The following is an 18321-nucleotide window of genomic DNA, read 5'->3' as shown; positions in this document are numbered from 1 at the left end:
GTCAGTCCTTCGGTCCGCCGGCGACGTAGATGACCTGGCCGGAGACGAAGCCGGCCTCGTCGCGCACGAGGAAGGAGGTCGTGGCGGCGATGTCCTCGGGCTGGCCGACGCGGGCCACCGGGATCTCCTTGGCGGCGCCCTCGAGGAACTGCTCGAAGGTGATGCCCATCCGCTCGGCCGTCTGGCGCGTCATGTCGGTGGCGATGAAGCCGGGGGCGATGGCGTTGGCCGTGACGCCGAACTTGCCGAGCTCGATGGCGAGGGTCTTCGTGAAGCCCTGGAGGCCCGCCTTGGCGGCGGAGTAGTTGGCCTGCCCGCGGTTGCCGAGCGCGGAGGTCGAGCTGAGGTTGACGATGCGGCCGAACTTCGCGTCGATCATGTGCTTCTGCGTCGCCCGCGTCATGAGGAAGGAGCCGCGGAGGTGGACGTTCATGACGGCGTCCCAGTCGTCGGCGCTCATCTTGAAGAGCATGTTGTCGCGGATGATGCCGGCGTTGTTGACGAGCACCGTCGGGGCACCGAGCTCGGACGCGACGCGGTCGACGGCCGCCTGCACGGCCGCCTCGTCGGACACGTCGACACCCACAGCGAGACCCGTGCCACCCGCGGACTCGATCTCGGACACCACTGCAGCGCAAGCGGACTCGTCGAGGTCGAGGACGGCGACGGCATACCCGTCGGAGGCGAGGCGCTTGGCCACGGCGGCGCCGATGCCGCGCGCGGCCCCGGTGACGATGGCGGTGCGCTGGGAGGTGTTCGGCTGGTCGGTCATGCGTTCTCCTGCTGGTCGGCGGTCTGGTGGTCGAGCTTCTGCTGGAGCCGGTTCATGCCGGCGAGCCAGGCGTCGGGGTGGGCGGCGCGCTGCGCGTAGTAGCCGCTCACCTCGGGGTGCGGGAGGACGTAGAACTCGTCGCCCGCGAGCGCCCGGAACGCGGCGTCGGCGACCTCGTCGGCGGTGAGCGTCGCGTCGAGGGTGAGCAGGTCCTTGAGCGGACCGGAGCCGTCGAGCATCCGGGTCTGCACGCCCTGGGGGCAGATCGCCTGGACGACGATCCCGCGGTGGCGGTAGGTCGCGCTCAGCCACTCGGCGAAGGCGACGGCGCCGTGCTTGCTCACGGAGTAGGGCGCGTCGCCGAGCATCGTCAGCAGCCCGGCGGCCGACGCGGTGACGACGAGGCGCCCGCCACCGGTGTCGAGCCAGCGCGGCACGAGGTGCCGGGCGGCACGCACGTGGGCGAGGACGTTCGTCTCGAGGGTGCGCGTCCACGCGTCGTCCGAGGCGTCGAGACCCTTGAGCGTGCCGATCCCCGCGTTGGCGAAGAAGACGTCGACGTGCCCGAGGCGGTCGTATGCCGTGTCGACGAGGTGCCGCACGCCGGCGTCGGTGGACGTGTCGCCCGGGACCGCGAGGGCGCCCAGCTCGTCCGCGACCGCCTGGAGCTCAGCGGCGTCGAGGTCGGCGACGACGACCTGCCAGCCCTCGCGGGCCAGACGGGTGGCGATGGCGCGGCCGATCCCCCGGGCTGCTCCGGTGACGACGGCGGTGTCGGGCATGGTGCTCCTCGCGATGGACTAAGCGCTTGCTTACCTTGACGACAAGAGCCCCTCCACGTCAAGTGCCGGCCCGCCCCACCCCTCGAACGTCGAGGGGCCAGAGTTCCAGCGGTCCTCAGCCGGCGACGCGCTCGATGAAGGCGACCGCGCGGTCCAGTGCCTCGCGCCCGTCCGCGGTGTCGAGGTCGAACTGGAACTCGTGCCCGAGCCGCGGCTCGTGGCCGTCGTCGAAGAGCAGGGCGTCGTGGTCGACGCCGTGCCGGTCGAGTGCCTCGACGAGCGCGACCGTGTGCGGGAGGAGAGGGTCACCGTTCCCGGCCGAGACGAAGGCCGGGGGGAACGACGACGTGACGTGCACCGGAACCGAGCCCTGACGGGTCGTCCGTTCGTCGTGGCGCCGGGTCGAGCCGAGGTAGGACCAGATGGCCGTGTCGATGAGCCAGCTGCCCAGCCGGGTCGAACCCTGCGCGAGGCTGAAGTCGTAGGCGCCGCAGAAGAGCACGAGACCCTTGAGGGACGCCGGCGGCACGTCCACCTCGATGCCGACGTCCTTCGCGTAGGCAGCGTCGCTGGCGAGCAGCGCGACCTGCGCAGCGATCTGGGCGCCGGCCGAGTCGCCGGCGAGGACGATGCGCGCCGGGTCGACGCCGAGCCGGTCGGCGTGGTCGACGAGGTGGTCGAGCGCGGCGGCGACCTGCTTGACGGGCGTGGGATAGCGCGAGCCGGGGGCGATCGAGTAGTCGACCCCGACCGTCGTGAACCCGCGGCCGGCGAGCACCCGGAGGTAGTTGGCGACGTCGCCCTTCGACCCGGACACGAACGCACCGCCGTGCACCCAGACCACCGTGGGCAGCGGCTCGGTCCGTGGTGGCCGGAAGACGTCGAGCCGCCCGTCGGGGGAGGCGATGTCATACGCCTCGTCGACGACCTCGACGAGGTCGCCCGGGACGTGCTTCTCCAGGGCGGCGCTCGCGTGCGCGGCCCCACGGTCGAAGACGGCCCGGATGAGCAGCGCCGACGGCCAGGGCGTGGTCCGCGCGGTCACGAGCAGCGCGCCGGCCGCGGTTGCCGTGCCCAGCGCAACCCTGCGCACGAGACCGCGAGTCCGGTCGACGATGACACTCATCCTGCGAATCTAGTCCGGGCACCCGCAGACCTTGGCCCCTCGACACCTGGCCACCCACAAACTGTGGCCTCTCGACGGTGGGGATGTGGGTGGGAGCGGGCAGGATCGGGGCATGCAGCTCTCCGACGTCGTCGCCACCTCGCACACCGTCGCCGCCACGTCGTCGCGCACCGCGAAGGTCGAGGCGCTGGCGGCCTGCCTGCGGCGTGCGGCGCAGGACGGTCCCGACGTCGTCGAGGTCGTCACCGCCCACCTGTCGGGCGCGCTCCCCCAGCGGCGCATCGGCGTCAGCTGGCGCGGCCTGCAGGGCCTGCCCGACCCGGCCGACACCTCGACCCTGACCGTCGAGGAGGTCGATGCCGCGGCCACCGCGATCGCCGCCATCGGCGGGTCCGGGTCCGGCGCCGCCCGCTCCTCCGCCGTGCGCGAGCTCTTCGGACGCGCCACCGCCGACGAGCAGGCCTGGCTCCGCGGACTCATCACCGGAGAGACCCGGCAGGGCGCCGGCGACGGCGTCATGCTCCAGGCCGTCGCCAGGGCCGCCGACGTCCCCGACGCCGCGGTGCGCCGGGCCGTCATGCTCGCCGGCTTCGCGGGGCCGGTCGCCCGGGCCGCCCTCACCGGGGGCACCGAGGCCCTCGAGGCGCTCACCCTCGAGGTCGGCCGCCCGCTGCGCCCGATGCTCGCCGGCTCGGCCCCCGACGTCGCCGCAGCGCTCACCACGCTGGGAGGCGAGGTCGTCGTCGAGACCAAGCTCGACGGCATACGCCTCCAGGCCCACGTCGACAACCGCACGAGCCCGGGCACCGTGCGCCTCTTCACCCGCACGCTCGACGAGGTCACCGACCGGATGCCCGAGATCACCGAGGCGCTCGCAGCCCTCGACGTCGAGACCCTCGTCCTCGACGGCGAGGTCATCGCCCTGGCCGACGGCGGCCGGCCCCAGCCCTTCCAGGTCACGGGTGCCCGCACGGCGAGCAGCGCCGACGTCGACCGGCTGCGCGAGGAGGTGCCGCTCACGCCCTACTTCTTCGACGTGCTCCACCTCGACGGCGAGGACCTGCTCGACGAGCCCGCGCACGTGCGCTGGGAGCGCCTCGCCGCGACGGTGCCGCCGGCGTGGCGGGTGCCGCGCGAGCGCACCGCCGACCCCCAGCGCGCCCAGCAGTTCTTCGCCGACCTCGTCGCGGCCGGGCACGAGGGCGTCGTCGTCAAGGACCCCGCGCTGCCGTATGCCGCCGGCCGCCGCGGTCCCGGATGGGTCAAGGTCAAGCCGCGGCACACCCTCGACCTCGTCGTGCTCGCGGTCGAGTGGGGTAGCGGTCGGCGCCGGGGGTGGCTGTCCAACATCCATCTCGGCGCCCGCGACGCCGACACCGGTGAGCTCGTCATGCTCGGCAAGACCTTCAAGGGGATGACCGACGAGATGCTCGCCTGGCAGACCGAGCGGTTCAGCGGCCTGGCGCTCGACCCGACGGACGTCGAGGCGGGGCGCTCGGACCAGCAGTGGGGTGTCGTGCCACTGCGCCCCGAGCAGGTCGTCGAGATCGCCTTCGACGGCGTGCAGAAGTCGTCGCGCTACCCCGGCGGCATGGCCCTGCGCTTCGCCCGGGTGCTGCGCTACCGCGACGACAAGCCGGTCTCCGAGGTCGACACCGTGCAGACCGTGAGGTCCCTCGCCGGCTGGTGAGCGAGGCCGGCGGGTGGGGCCGGTGGGCCGGCCCCCGCCCGGCGCGTCGTGAGACGGCACGCCGCTATCTGTTGCCTACGCCACAGTACGTAGGTAAGTTCCGGCGCGACGGCAGATTGCGTGAATTCTTCACATTCCTGGAGGCACCATGTCCATGTCCGAACTCTCACGTCGCTCCGTGATCGCGGGCGGCCTCGCCGCAGCAGCGGCCGGTGCTGCAGCCGGAAGCGCCCGCGCCGCCGCGGGCTCCTCGCCTGCAGCGACCGCCGGCGAGACGGGCTGGGTGACCGCGACGATCGCCCGGATGTCCTTGGAGGAGAAGGTCGGTCAGCTCTTCATCCAGAACGTCTACGGCAAGGACGCCACGACCCCCGACAGCCGCAACGTCCCGCTCTACGGCGTCGCGAGCCCGGCGGAGGTCGTGCAGAAGTACCACCTCGGTGGTGTCATCTACTTCGCCTGGACCGACAGCGTGCAGAACCCCGACCAGATCGTCGGCCTCTCCAACGGCCTGCAGAAGGCGGCCCTGACGCAGTCGAGCAAGGTCCGGATCCCCCTCCAGATCGCGACCGACCAGGAGCAGGGCGTGGTGACACGCATCGGGCCGCCCGCCACGCAGTTCCCCGGCTCGATGGCCCTTGGAGCGGGCCGGAGCGCCGCCGACGCCCGCACGGCCGCCGCGATCACCGGCCGCGAGCTGCTCGCCATGGGCGTCAACACGAACTTCGCCCCCGACTGCGACGTCAACGTCAACCCGCTCAACCCCGTCATCGGCACGCGGTCCTTCTCGTCCCGGGCCGCCCTCGCCGCCGAGCTGGCGGCCGCGCAGGTCGCCGGCTACCAGCGCGACGGTGGCGTGGCGTCGTCGGCCAAGCACTTCCCCGGCCACGGTGACACCGCAACCGACAGCCACGTCGCGTTCCCGATCATCACCCACACGCGCGAGCAGTGGGAGTCGATCGACGCGCCGCCCTTCAAGGCCGCCATCAACGAGCAGATCGACATGATCATGACGGCGCACCTGTCGTTCCCGGCGCTCGACGACTCGGGCAACCCGGCCACGCTGAGCAAGCCGATCATGACGGGCGTGCTGCGCGGGGAGCTCGGCTACGAGGGCGTGATCGTCACCGACTCGCTCGCCATGCAGGGCGTCCGCGACCTCTACGGCGACGCCGAGGTGGCCGTCCGGGCCCTCCTCGCCGGCGTCGACCAGCTGCTCATGACCCCCGCGATGGACGACGCCTACGCCGCTGTCATCGCCGCGGTCCGCAGCGGCCGCATCCCGCGCAGCGAGCTCGACGCGAAGGTACGCCGCGTGCTGGGCCTCAAGTACCGCCGCGGCATCGTGGCCCGACCGTACGCCGACCCCGCCGCGCTCTCGTCGGTCGTCGGCACGCCTGCGCACCTCGCGTCGGCGAGCTCGGTCACCGACCGCACGACGACGCTCGTCAAGAACGACGCCAAGGCCCTCCCGATCGCCCCGGCCGGCAAGAAGGTCCTCGTCACCGGCTACGGCGTCTCGACGACGGCGACCCTCGCGGCAGCGATGACGGCCAAGGGCGCGACGGTCCAGACCGTCCAGACCGGCACGTCGCCCACCGACACGGTGGTGGCCTCCGCCGTCGCGGCGGCCGCCGACAAGGACGTCGTCGTCGTCACGACGATGAAGGCCTGGGACACGAGCGTCACGGACACCCGTGGCGGGCAGCAGAAGCTCGTCAAGACGCTCCTCGCCACCGGGAAGACCGTCGTCGTCGTCGCCGTGCGCGACCCCTACGACATCGCCTACTTCACGAGCGCCCCGACCTACCTCGCGACGTACTCCTACAGCCCCGTCGCGATCGAGGCGGTGGCGCGTGTCATCACGGGCGACGTCGCGCCGACGGCCTCGCTGCCCGTCGACATCCCCGTGGCGGGCGACCCGGCCACGGTGCTCTACCCGTTCGGCCACGGCCTCACCTACTGACACCCGCCACGACAGGGAGCGACCAGATGACCAACCTCAACCGCAGGCAGCTGCTCACCGCCGGCGCCCTCGGCGCCGTCGCCATCCCCGCCACAGCAGCGGGTTCCGTTGCTGCGCAGGCCGGCCCGACGGCATACGCCAGCAGCTACCCCAACAACCCCGTCACGACGGGCGCGCAGAGCGCCGCCGCCTCGAGCTGGTCGGCGCTCTCGGGCCAGAAGGTCGGGATCATCACCAACCCGACCGGCATCCTCACCAACCTGCGCACCATCGTCGACGAGATGCACGAGTCCGGCGCCGTCGACGTCGTCGGCGTCTTCGGGCCCGAGCACGGCTTCCGCGGCACCGCGCAGGCCGGCGACTCCGAGGGCAACCACACCGACCCGCGCACCGGGCTCATGGTCTACGACGCCTACGGCGCCAACGCCGCCAAGATGACGACGCTCTTCCGCACGGCCGGCGTCGAGACCGTCGTCTTCGACATCCAGGACGTCGGCTCGCGCTTCTACACCTACATCTGGACGATGTACACGGCGATGCGCGCGGCCGTCGCCGTCGGCGCCCGCTTCGTCGTGCTCGACCGCCCGAACCCCATCGGCGGCACGGCGATCGGGCCGATGATGACCACGCCGTGGACCTCCGGCGTCGGCGCCAAGGAGATCGTCCAGGCGCACGGCATGACGGTCGGCGAGCTGGCCCGCTACTTCGACGGCGAGTTCCTCACGGCTGACGCGGGCGGCCGCCTGCGCGAGCTGTCCGTCATCGAGGTCAAGGGCTGGCGCAGGGACGTGCCGTATGCCGTCACCGGGCTCCCGTGGGTCATGCCGAGTCCCAACATGCCGACTCCCGACACCGCGCTCGTCTACCCCGGCACGGGGATGTTCGAGGGGACCAACCTCTCCGAGGGCCGCGGCACGACCCGGCCGTTCGAGCTCATCGGCGCGCCCTACATCGACTACCGGTGGGCCGAACGCCTCGCCGCCCTGGACCTTCCGGGCGTGGGCTTCCGAGAGGCCTACTTCTCCCCGACGTTCAGCAAGCACACCGGACTCGTCTGCGGCGGCGTCCAGCTGCACGTCACCGACCCGTCCGCCTTCGACCCGATCCGCTCGAGCGTCGAGATGCTCGTCGCGGCCAAGGCGCTCTACAGCGACTTCGCCTGGCGCTACGACTCCTACGACCCGGCGCGACCCTACTGGATCGACAAGCTGAACGGCTCCCAGCGGCTCCGCACCCAGATCTCGGCCGGCGCCCCCGCCGCCGAGGTCGTAGGCGCGTGGCGTGACGAGCTCGCGGCCTTCGACGCGCGGCGCCAGCAGTACCTCCTCTACCGCGGCCCCTCGAACTGACCTGTCCACCGGCTCACCACCCGCTGCACGACCTGTTGCACGATCTAGGAGTGACATGCGCCTGCGCACCCTCGTCCCCGCTGCCCTCGGCAGTCTCGCCCTCGCGGGCAGTCTCGTGACCGCGGGACCCGTCGGCTCCGCGACGGCCGACGACTTCAGCAAGCCCGACCGCGGTTTCGCGCCGCCCAACACCGTGCTGTCCGACGCGAGCCCCGCGTCACTGGGGCTCGACCCGGCCCCGATCGCCGAGGCCGTCGACCGGATCCACGCCCACGAGCAGGTCGACGCGAGCGGACACCCGCTCTTCGCCGGCGCCGTCGGGATCATGGGCCACGAGGGACGCATCGTCGAACGCGACGCGAGCGGCTGGGCGCTCCGCTACGCCGACGCGAGCACCGAGCTGCCCCGCGACCAGTGGGAGCCGATGCGCACCGACACGATCTTCGACCTCGCCTCGGTGTCCAAGCTCTTCACCTCGATCGCCGTCGTCCAGCTCATCGAGGAGGGGCGCGTCTCCCTGGAGAGCCCGGTGGCGGCATACCTCCCGGAGTTCGCCGCGGGCGGCAAGGGGGCCGTGACGGTGCGCCAGCTGCTGACGCACACGTCCGGCTTCACCTCGTGGCTGCCGCTGTGGAGCAAGTGGCCCGACAAGGCCTCGCGCATCAAGGCCGTCATGGACCAGCCGCTGACCAACGCGCCGGGCACGACCTACCTCTACAGCGACCTCAACCTCATCACCCTCGGCGTCATGGTCGAGAAGCTGCGGGGCGAGCCGCTCGACACCGTCGTCCACGACCGGATCACGGCGCCGCTCGGGATGAAGGACACCGGCTACAACCCGACCGACAAGGCCCGGACGGCGGCGACCGAGTACCAGACGGCGCCGCCGCGCGGCATGGTCCGCGGCGAGGTCCACGACGAGAACGCCTGGTCGCTGGGCGGGGTCGCCGGCCACGCCGGGGTCTTCTCCACCGTCGACGACCTCGCGATCCTCTCGCAGGCGCTGCTCAACGGCGGCTCCTACCGCGGCGAGCGCATCCTCAGCCGCAAGAGCGTCGAGGCGCTCATCACGAACTTCAACGGCGCCTTCCCCGGCGACTCGCACGGCCTCGGCTTCGAGCTCGACCAGCGTTGGTACATGGACGCGTTGTCGGGCCCCCGCACCGCGGGCCACACCGGCTACACGGGCACGTCGATCGTCATCGACTTCACGTCGCGGTCGTTCGCGATCCTGCTCACCAACCGCGTGCACCCCTCTCGCAACTGGGGATCGATCAACCTCGCCCGTCGCGAGTGGGCCCATGGGCTCGCCGCGTCGATGGGCATCCGCCCGCGCCATGGCGACACGGCCTGGTTCACGGGGTCCGACAACGCGACGACCACCACCCTGACGACACCCGCCCTCCCCGTCGGTCCGGGAGGTGCGCGCCTCGGCTTCGACCTCTTCCTCGACACCGAGGAGACCGACCTGCTCCACCTCGAGCGCTCCACCGACGGAGGCGCGACGTGGACGGCCCTGCCGTTCGACGTCGTCGACCGCGGGCAGACCGAGACGGCCGACGGCGTCATCTCCGGCGCCGGCACGCGGCGCTGGGTGCAGGTGCGGGCCGACCTGCCGGCCGGGTCGCAGCTGCTGCGCTGGCGGCACACGACCGACGGGGGCTACCTCGGTCGGGGCGTCGCCGTCGACGACGTCGTCGTCCGGGGACCGGGCGGCGTCCTGCTCGACGGCGAGAAGACACCAGGCGCCTTCACGGCGGACGGTTGGCGGCTCGCCGGCCGCGACGCCGTAGCGTAGGCCCATGCCCAGGACCGAGGACGGGGCCTCGTCCCCCGCAGGTGCCGCGAGCGCGTCGCTGCTCATCCGCCTGCGGGGGATCAAGCCCTCGCTGTCGCCCGCCGAGGACCGTGTCGCCGACATCGTCCTCGCCGACGCGCGCCGCGCCGCCGGCCTGACCATCAGCGAGCTGGCCACGGCAGCACGCACGTCCGAGACGACGGTGCTGCGCTTCTGCCGTCGGCTCGGGCTGCCCGGCTACCCGCAGCTGCGGCTCGCGCTCGCCGAGGAGTCGGCCCACCCGCGCACCATGAACCGCGGCGGCACCGACATCAGCGCGAGCGACACCATCGACGACATCATCGCCAAGGTGGCCTTCAGCGACGCGAGCGCCGTCGAGGAGACCGCCCAGCAGCTCGACCGCGACGCCCTCGCCTCGGCGGCGGCAGCCATCGCCCGGGCCGGTCGCGTCGACATCTACGGCATCGGCGCGAGCTCGATCGTCGGCACCGACCTCCAGCAGAAGCTGCACCGCATCGGCATCGTCGCCTTCGCGTGGAACGACCCCCACATCGCCCTGACGAGCGCGACGCTGCTCGGCCCGGGCGACATCGCGGTCGGCATCTCGCACTCCGGCACGACGACCGAGACCATCGAGGCGCTGGCGGCGGCGCGCTCGACGGGTGCGCGGACGCTCGCGATCACGAACTTCCCGCTGTCCCGGCTGGCCTCCGGCGTCGACATCCTCCTGACGACGGCGGCACGCGAGACGAGCCTGCGCTCCGGCGCCACGGCGAGCCGCATCGCCGCCCTGACCGTCGTCGACTGCCTCTACATCGCCGTCGCGCAGCGCAACCTCCGCAAGGCCCGCAAGGCCGTCGCCGACACCCGCGAGGCCGTCGCCGGCCACCACGTCACCGACTGACACCGAGGCCCTTGACCAACTCGAGTGAGCGCCCAGTCACAGTCGAGTGAGCGCCGAGCCACAGGCATACGTCCCGGAGTCGGCGACGCGTGGGACGCGGCGCTCAGTCGAGTGGGACGAAGCGCTCACTCGAGGACTGGGGACCGTGACGCGAATGTTACTCATTTACGGCATTGACGCTGGCGACGTAGGAAACTAACCTCGCACGGGTGAGCAGCGAGGTGACCGTGGACGCCCCCACCGAGGAGCGCCATCCGGGGACGACGTCCATCGACACGCACACCTCCCTCGACATCCTCCGGGCACTCAACGCCGAGGACGCGACGGTGGCCGGTGCCGTCGGTGAGGTCCTCCCCGAGCTGGCCCTCCTCGTCGACCGCGCGGTCGAGTCGCTCCGCGCCGGCGGGGCCGTCCACTACTTCGGCGCCGGCACGTCCGGACGCCTCGCCGTGCTCGACGCCGCCGAGCTGCGCCCCACCTTCAACGCCCCGGCCGGGCTCGTCGTGGCCCACCACGCGGGTGGCCCCGGCGCCCTGCTCGAGGCCGTCGAGAACGTCGAGGACGACGTCGACCTCGGTCGCGAGGAGGCCGAGGCCCTGCGTCCCGGCGACATCGCCATCGGCCTCACGGCCTCCGGGCGTACGCCGTTCGTGGCCGGCGCTCTCGCGCGGGCTCGCGAGCTCGGCGCCGTCACGGCCCTCGTCACCGCCAACCCGGACGCCGAGGTCGCCGTCCACGCCGACCTGCTGCTCGCCGTGCGCACCGGCCCCGAGGCGCTGACCGGCTCGACCCGCCTCAAGGCCGGCACCGCCCAGAAGCTCGTCCTCAACTCGTTCTCGACCGCCGTGATGATCCGCCTCGGCCGCACGTGGAGCAACCTCATGGTCGACGTCGTCGCGACGAACGCCAAGCTCCGCGGCCGCGTCGTCCGGATCCTCCAGGAGGCCACCGGCGCCGACGCCGAGCAGGCCCGGCGGGCGCTCGACGACGCCGACGGCGAGCTCAAGCCCGCACTGCTCTCGATGCTCGCGGGCATCGACGCCGCCACGGCCCGCGACGCGATCGCCGCCCACGACGGCTCCGTGGCCCACGCGCTGACGTCCCTCGGCGGCCAGGTGGCCGCACCGGCCGCCCCCGCCGCCCCGACCCCCGAACGCTGAACCCACCACCCTCCCACCCACCCGTGCCGACCCCCAGGCACCCAGCAGAACCCGACAGGAGCACCACCATGACGTTCGCCTCACGCCTCCCCGGCTCGTCGCGGCGCGCACGCCGCACGGTCCTGACGATCGCCGCGCTCTCCGGAGCGCTCGTCGTGACCGCCTGCTCGCCCTCCTCCTCGGGCTCCTCGAGCGGCGGTGACGACGGCAAGGTCACCCTGACGGTGTGGTCGTGGCGCGTGGAGGACGAGGCGGCGTACACCAAGATCTTCGACGCGTACGAGAAGGCCCACCCCGGCGTCACCATCGACTTCAAGGCGTTCAAGGCGACGGAGTACAACAAGATCCTCGCGACCGGCCTCGCCGGCTCGAGCGGCCCGGACGTGCCGCAGGTCCGCTCCTACGGCCAGCTCCAGGGCACCGTGGCCAGCAAGTCGCTGCTGCCGCTCGACGGCAAGGTCGACCTCGCGGGCTGGGACGAGAACGTCGTCGCGAGCGCCAAGGGCAAGGAGGACGGCAAGACGTACTCGGTGCCACTCGCGCGCCAGACCGTCCAGATGTTCTACAACCAGGGCCTCTTCGAGAAGAACGGCATCAAGGCCCCCACCACGTGGGCCGAGTTCATCGCCGCCAACGACAAGCTCATGGCGGCCGGCGTCACGCCGATCGCCATCGGCGCCAAGGACGACTGGACGCTCCCGATCGTCCACGAGGTGCTCGCTGCCCCGCGCTTCGGCGGCAAGGCCTTCCAGGCCGAGGTCCTCTCGGGCCAGAAGACCTTCACCGACCCTGACTGGGTCGGGTCGGTGCAGGTCGTGGGCGACCTCGAGAAGTACATGCCCAAGAACGCCACCGGCGTGGCCCAGACCGACGCGCAGACGCTCTTCTCGGCCGAGAAGGCCGCGATGATCCCCGGTGGCAGCTTCGACCTGTCCGTCTTCCAGAAGGCCAACCCGGCCATGAAGATCGGCATCTTCCAGGTGCCGCCGGCCCCGGGCTCGCCGAGCGGGTCCGAGGCGACGACGGCAGGATGGGCCGATGGCAACTTCGCCGTCTCCGCCAAGTCGAAGCACCCGACCGAGGCCACGGAGCTCGTGAAGTGGATGACCACGAAGGAGTTCGGCCAGATGGTCAACGACGACATCAAGCAGATCTCGGCCGTGCCGGGTGTCGAGCCGACCGACCCGCTGCTCAAGCAGATGAGCGAGAACTACACGAAGTCCGGCTCGCCGTACCTGCTGCTCACCGACTTCCGCTACGGCGCACCCACGGGCACCGACCTGCTCGGCAAGGGCCTGCAGGAGATGCTGCTCGGCTCCAAGGACGCCACCGCGGTGAGCCAGGACCTCGAGACCGGCGTCAAGACCTGGTTCAAGCCGAGCGCGTGACGGTTCCTGCATGAGGCGCCGCACCGGCCTGGTCTTCGTCGCTCCGGCGCTCGCGCTCTTCGCGGTGTTCGTGCTCTACCCGATGGTGACGGCGTTCTCCTACGCCTTCTTCCAGTGGCAGGGCACGACCCGCGGAGCGTTCGCGGGCCTCGAGAACTTCGTGACGCTCTTCACCAGGGCCCCGTTCACGACAGACCTCCCGCGGGCGCTGCTGCACAACGTGCTCTTCTTCATCGGCACGATGCTCATCCAGAACACCTTCGGGCTCACGATCGCCTACCTGCTCTACACGCGTCCGCGCAGTCGCCGGATGCTGCAGACGCTCTACGCGATGCCCTATCTCGTCAGCCCGATCGTCATCGGCTACCTCTGGACGCTGCTCCTGTCGCCGACGTTCGGGCCGGTCAACACGCTGCTGACGAAGGTCGGCCTCGAGTCATGGGCCCTCCCGTGGCTCGGTGACCCGAAGACGGCCATCTGGGTCGTCATCCTCGTCAGCGTGTGGCAGTGGATCGGCTTCCCCGTGCTGCTCTACGGCGCCGCACTGGGTGGCGTCCCGGAGGAGCTGACCGAGGCGGCCCGCGTCGACGGCGCGAGCAACCGGCAGGCGTTCTTCAAGATCACGCTGCCGCTGCTCGGGCCCGCCATCGGCACGGTGTCGGTCCTGACGTTCATCTTCGCCATGGAGGCCTTCGCGCTCCCCTACGCCTTCGGTGGTTCGACCGGAAACCCCGCGGGCGCAACGGACTTCGTGTCGCTGCTCTTCTACCGCACGGCGTTCGACTCGGGAGCGACCGACGCCATCGGCAGCTCGTCGGCCCTCGCCACGCTGCTCTTCCTCATCATCTTCGGTGGCGCCTACGCCGCCACGGCCGTGCTGCGCCGTCACGAGCGGAGGATCACCGCATGACCACGGCCGTCGTCACCACCGAGGCGCCGCAGGAGCAGGTCGCGGCCCGTCCGGCCCAGGGCAGCCGCCGGCGCCCACCGCGGGTCAACCGTCCCGTGGGCGGCGCGGGTGCCAGCGTGCTCCTCTGGGGGTATGCCGCCCTGGCGCTCGTGCCGCTGCTGCTCATGGTGAGCAACAGCTTCCGCACCAACGCCGACCTCATCACCGACCCGCTCGGCCTCCCCGCTCCCCCGACGACGGCCAGCTACGTCGAGGCGTGGACCACCGGCAACTTCGCGACGTACTTCGGGAACTCGCTCCTCGTCACGGTCGGCGCGGTCGCGATCTCGACCGCCGTCGCGACGATGGCCGCCTACGCGCTGGCCCGCGGGCGGTCGCGGATCTTCCGCTGGCTCGAGGCGCTCTTCCTCTCCGGCCTGATGCTACCGATCCACCTCGCGATCCTGCCGATCTTCTACCTCTTCGACGGGCTCGGGCTCATCGACTCGCGGCTCGGTCTCATGCTCATGTACGCCGCATCGGGCATCCCGTTCTCGATCTTCGTCCTCACGACGTTCTTCCGGCAGCTGCCCGAGGAGCTCGAGGAGGCGGCGGCGCTCGACGGCGCGAGCAGCTGGCAGACCTTCTGGCGGATCATGGTCCCGCTCGTGCGCCCGGCCCTCGCGACCGTGGCCGTCTTCCGGTTCGTGCCGATCTGGAACGACTTCCTCTTCCCGCTCGTGCTGCTGCGCAGCGAGGACAAGTACACCCTCCCGGTCGGGCTGACGAGCTTCTTCGGCGAGAACGCGACGAACTACTCGGCCGTCTTCGCCGGGCTCGTCATCACGACGGTCCCGCTCATCGTGCTCTTCCTCGTCGCCACGAAGCAGATCGTCGCGGGCTTGACCGCCGGCATGGCGAAGTGATCGGCTCGCTCGCGTGAGCGAGCAGCGGGTCGTGGCCGTCGACGTCGGCGGGTCGGGCCTCCGACTGCAGACGTGTGCCGTGTCGCCCGGCCCCGTGCTCACGGCACCGGGCGTGCGGGTCGGGGCGGGCGGCATCGACGTCGCAGCGCTCGTGTCCGACGCCCGCGCCCTGCTGGGAGCGCGCCCAGACGACGAGACCCGTCGTGGCACAGCGGCTCCCGCGGTCGTCGTCTGGTCGATGCGCGGCCTGCTCTTCCTCGCCGACCGGTCGGAGGTGCTGCGCACCGTGGCGCAGGGCCTGGGCGCCGAGCGCACCGTCGTCGTCAGCGACGCCGTCGCCAACCTCGTCGGCGCGACGGGCCGGATCGGTCCCGGCGCGGTCGTCGCGGCGGGCACCGGGGCGGTCGCGTTCGGCACCGACTTCGAGCAGCAGTGGCGCCGGGTCGACGGGTGGGGGCACGTGCTCGGCGACGCCGGGTCGGCGGCGACCCTCGGCATGGCCGGACTCCGCGCCGCACTGCGCGCCCACGACGGGCTCCCCGACGGGTCGCCGCTCCTGCTGGCAGCGGCCAGCGACCTGCTCGGCCCTCCGGAGGGCTGGCCGCGCCTCGTCATGACGAGCCCCGACGCCCCCGAGCGCCTCGCCGCCGTCGCCCCGCTCGTCACGGCGGCCGCAGCCGACGACGACGTCTCCCGCGCCCTCTGCGCCCGCTCCGGCGCCGACCTCGCCGACTCGCTGCTGCGCGCGGCGGAGGGCCTGACCGACCCGGTCCTCACGGCGACCGGCGGCCTCCTCAGCGCCCGACCGGTCGCGGACGCTCTCGACGACCGGCTCGCCCGGGTCGGCGCGGGCGCCCGGCGCTCAGCGGCCCGCGGTGGGGCCCTCGACGGCGCCCTCCACCTGGCCCGGCACCTGCGCGACACGGGAGCGGTCCCCGAGCACCCGGCATACCTCCTCACGACGTGATCGGCGGGCCGGCACCCCGCCTGGGCAGCTGACGAGCCCGGAAGGGCCCCAGCGGTGCGGCGAGCCGGTACCCTCCGACGGGGGTGGTCCGATTCACCCGAATTGTGCCGTGCCTCCACCGGGATCCACGTGCCGTCCGGACCACCGCCGTGACGCTCGAGAGGTTCTGACATGCCCGGTTCACCCCGCCGACTCACGGCACTCGTCGGTGCTGCCGCACTGGCGTTCGGTGCAGCCTCCAGCGCGAGCGCCGCTGCTCTGACGGCGGCTCCAGCACCGGCGACTCCCGCGACAGCGACGCCCGCGACAGCGACCCCCGCGCCGGCCTCGGCCGTGACACCCACGGGCACGCGATCCGTGGACTACCGCGGCGTCCACCTCTCCGTTCCGTCCGACTGGGCCGTCGTCGACCTCGACGCCGACCCCACCCGCTGCGTCCGCCTCGACGTGCGGGCCGTCTACCTCGGCCGACCGGGCTCCCAGCAGGACTGCCCCGCGCACCTCGTCGGGCGCGCCGAGACGCTCTGGTTGCACCCGGGCTCCGACCGCGCCAGCACGGCGACGACCTCGAGGACGACCGCCCTCGGCACGCTCCGGGCCCACACCGGCACCGACCGCGTCGCCGGCACCAAGGTGGCGAGGTTCACGGCACAGGACGTGCAGGTCGACGCCACGTGGGGCGCGAGCGAGTCGAGGGTCGACGACGTCCTCGCCACCGCGACCGCGAGCTCGGCGGTCACGCGCACGGCCCCGGTCGCAGCCGCCGGCACGACGGCAGCCACCCCGTCCGCCTCGTCCTCGTCGGCCACTGCCTCCACGGCCACCGCCTCCCCGGGCACGGCCTCGACCGCCGCGACGTCGGGGCCACACCCCTTCACCGGGATGGCGTTCGACGCGTGCGCCGCCCCGAGCGTCGCGACGATGCAGTCCTGGCTGGCGTCCCCCTACCGTGCCGGGGGCATCTACATCGGCGGCTCGATGCGGGCCTGCGGCGACGGCAACCTCTCCTCGACGTGGGTGAGCCAGGTCAGCTCGATGGGCTGGGGACTCATCCCGATCTACGTCGGGCCACAGGCACCCTGCGTCGACCAGACCGGCCTCAGCACCATCGACCCGACGCAGGCTGCCGCGCAGGGCAGGGCCGCCGCTGCCGACGCGGCCGGGCGCGCGGCCTTCTTCGGTCTCGGCGCCGGCACGCCCGTCTACTACGACATGGAGGCGTACGACCCCACCGTCTCCGGCTGCACGGCCACGGTCCTGTCGTTCCTGACGGCGTGGACGCAGGAGCTGCACGCCCGCGGCTACACGTCCGGTGCGTACGGCAGCAGCGCCTCGCTCATGGTCGACCTGTCCAGGGCGATGGGCACGACGGGATTCACCGCACCCGACAACGTGTGGTTCGCCAGCTGGAACGGGCTGCAGACCCTGTCCGACTCGACGAGTCACCCCGAGTTCCGGGACAGCTACTGGGCCGGCGGCCAGCGGCTCCACCAGTACGCCACCGGCACCGAGACGTGGGGCGGGGTGAGGATCGACATCGACGCCGACTGGGTCGGCGGCCGCGTCACGGGCGCGCCGGTCCCGATCAGCTACGGCTCCGACACGACGGGCCCAGGCAGCCCGTCGTTCGTCTTCACCGGCAACATGTCCTACTGGAAGCCCAACCAGGGCCAGGGTGTGCAGGGACGCGCCTACTCCACCTACGCCAACGGCAGCACGGAGGAGAACGGCGCCACGTGGTCCCCGGCCCTCTCCGCCGGCCTGTACACCGTGAGCGCCTACGTCCCGGCCACCCGCGCCGACGCCAAGGTCACGTATGCCGTCACCGACGCCCGCGGGTCCGCGACCACCGTCGTCGACCAGTCCACGGCGGCGGGCACGTGGTCCCCGCTCGGCACCTACCTCGCCCGCTCCGGGACCTCGGTGCGGGTCCACGCCGGCGACAACGGACCCAGCCCCACGACCGCCCAGGTCGGCGTCGACGCCATGCGGTTCTCCCTCGTGGCCACCGCGCCGTCGGCCCCGACGTCGGTGGCGGCGGTCCCCGACAACGGCCGCGCGACCGTCCGCTGGACCGCGGCCACGTCGAACGGCAGCCCGGTGACGGGCTACACCGTGACGTCCTCGCCCGCGGGGGCGAGCGCGACGGTGTCCGGCTCCGCCACGTCGGCCACCCTCACCGGGCTGCGCAACGAGACGGCCTACACCTTCACGGTGACGGCGACGAACGTCATCGGTGCCGGCCCAGCCTCGACCCCGTCGGCGGCCGTGCGGCCCTCGTCCTTCTCGCACCTCGTCCCGGTGACGCCCACTCGCCTGCTCGACACCCGCGTCGGCACGACGGCCAACCCCGTGCGCACCGCGATCGCCGCCGGCGCCTCGCTCACCATCAAGGTCGCCGGCGTCACCGGGTCACCCGTGCCCGCCGGAGCGACCGCCGCCGCGATCAACCTCACCGCCACCTCACCCCGGGCGGCCGGCTTCCTCAGCGCCGACTCGACCGCCACCACCGGCAGCTCCACCGCCAACTTCGCCGCCGGCCAGACCGTCGCCAACCTCCTCGTCGGCCGCCTCACCACCTCCGGCACGCTGACGATCGTCAAC

At 72.3% G+C, this 18321-nt stretch carries 14 protein-coding genes; 11 read left to right on the top strand and 3 right to left on the bottom strand.

The features are described from left to right. Nucleotide 1 precedes the first annotated feature (1 nt). The 3 genes from fabG to AC1DW8_RS19685 form a co-directional block, all read right to left on the bottom strand. Entirely contained in the window at nucleotides 2–772 is a 771-nt protein-coding gene (fabG, locus tag AC1DW8_RS19695; RefSeq protein WP_056771899.1) for a 3-oxoacyl-ACP reductase FabG, read from the bottom strand. Next, nucleotides 769–1554 carry an SDR family NAD(P)-dependent oxidoreductase gene (locus AC1DW8_RS19690; protein WP_478095585.1) on the bottom strand — a complete coding sequence of 262 codons (786 nt, stop codon included), beginning with the start codon at nucleotides 1552–1554 and terminating at the stop codon, nucleotides 769–771. Before AC1DW8_RS19690 ends, fabG begins: the two co-directional genes overlap by 4 nt. Before the next feature lie 115 nt (nucleotides 1555–1669). Next, nucleotides 1670–2680, bottom strand: coding sequence for an alpha/beta hydrolase (locus tag AC1DW8_RS19685; protein ID WP_056822506.1), 1011 nt, complete (start codon nucleotides 2678–2680; stop codon nucleotides 1670–1672). 112 nt (nucleotides 2681–2792) lie between these two features. Here AC1DW8_RS19685 and AC1DW8_RS19680 point away from each other — a divergent pair, with 112 nt between their 5' ends. The 11 genes from AC1DW8_RS19680 to AC1DW8_RS19630 form a co-directional block, all read left to right on the top strand. Further along, nucleotides 2793–4370, top strand: coding sequence for an ATP-dependent DNA ligase (locus tag AC1DW8_RS19680; RefSeq protein ID WP_478095584.1), 1578 nt, complete (start codon nucleotides 2793–2795; stop codon nucleotides 4368–4370). A gap of 154 nt (nucleotides 4371–4524) precedes the next feature. Continuing rightward, complete coding sequence (locus tag AC1DW8_RS19675) at nucleotides 4525–6336, top strand: glycoside hydrolase family 3 protein (protein ID WP_478095583.1); 1812 nt, start codon at nucleotides 4525–4527, stop codon at nucleotides 6334–6336. Between the two features lie 26 nt (nucleotides 6337–6362). After that, the gene (locus tag AC1DW8_RS19670; protein WP_478095582.1) at nucleotides 6363–7685 is read left to right on the top strand and encodes an exo-beta-N-acetylmuramidase NamZ family protein; all 1323 of its coding nucleotides are present in this window, start codon (nucleotides 6363–6365) and stop codon (nucleotides 7683–7685) included. Between the two features lie 55 nt (nucleotides 7686–7740). Beyond that, nucleotides 7741–9483: a serine hydrolase domain-containing protein gene (locus AC1DW8_RS19665; RefSeq protein ID WP_056771911.1), complete on the top strand. Its 1743-nt coding sequence runs from the start codon at nucleotides 7741–7743 to the stop codon at nucleotides 9481–9483. A gap of 4 nt (nucleotides 9484–9487) precedes the next feature. Then, nucleotides 9488–10387, top strand: coding sequence for a MurR/RpiR family transcriptional regulator (locus AC1DW8_RS19660; protein ID WP_020142469.1), 900 nt, complete (start codon nucleotides 9488–9490; stop codon nucleotides 10385–10387). Nucleotides 10388–10596: 209 nt separating this feature from the next. Then, nucleotides 10597–11547 (top strand): N-acetylmuramic acid 6-phosphate etherase, encoded by a 951-nt coding sequence (locus AC1DW8_RS19655; protein WP_056822516.1) that lies wholly within the window; start codon nucleotides 10597–10599, stop codon nucleotides 11545–11547. A 68-nt stretch (nucleotides 11548–11615) separates the two neighbouring features. Then, a complete protein-coding gene (locus tag AC1DW8_RS19650; protein WP_478095581.1) occupies nucleotides 11616–12935 on the top strand; it encodes an ABC transporter substrate-binding protein in 1320 nt (439 codons plus the stop codon). Nucleotides 12936–12945: 10 nt separating this feature from the next. After that, nucleotides 12946–13845: a carbohydrate ABC transporter permease gene (locus AC1DW8_RS19645; RefSeq protein WP_478095580.1), complete on the top strand. Its 900-nt coding sequence runs from the start codon at nucleotides 12946–12948 to the stop codon at nucleotides 13843–13845. Then, nucleotides 13842–14750 carry a carbohydrate ABC transporter permease gene (locus AC1DW8_RS19640; protein ID WP_056771920.1) on the top strand — a complete coding sequence of 303 codons (909 nt, stop codon included), beginning with the start codon at nucleotides 13842–13844 and terminating at the stop codon, nucleotides 14748–14750. Before AC1DW8_RS19645 ends, AC1DW8_RS19640 begins: the two co-directional genes overlap by 4 nt. A gap of 13 nt (nucleotides 14751–14763) precedes the next feature. Next, nucleotides 14764–15717 (top strand): BadF/BadG/BcrA/BcrD ATPase family protein, encoded by a 954-nt coding sequence (locus AC1DW8_RS19635; RefSeq protein WP_478095579.1) that lies wholly within the window; start codon nucleotides 14764–14766, stop codon nucleotides 15715–15717. 171 nt (nucleotides 15718–15888) lie between these two features. Beyond that, the coding region (locus AC1DW8_RS19630; protein ID WP_478095578.1) for a glycoside hydrolase domain-containing protein at nucleotides 15889–18321 on the top strand (2433 nt) is incomplete at its 3' end.

This window comes from Terrabacter sp. P2_E3 (assembly GCF_056403915.1).
Note: the sequence above shows the minus strand (reverse complement) of the source record. Positions and strands in the feature narration are given on the sequence as shown.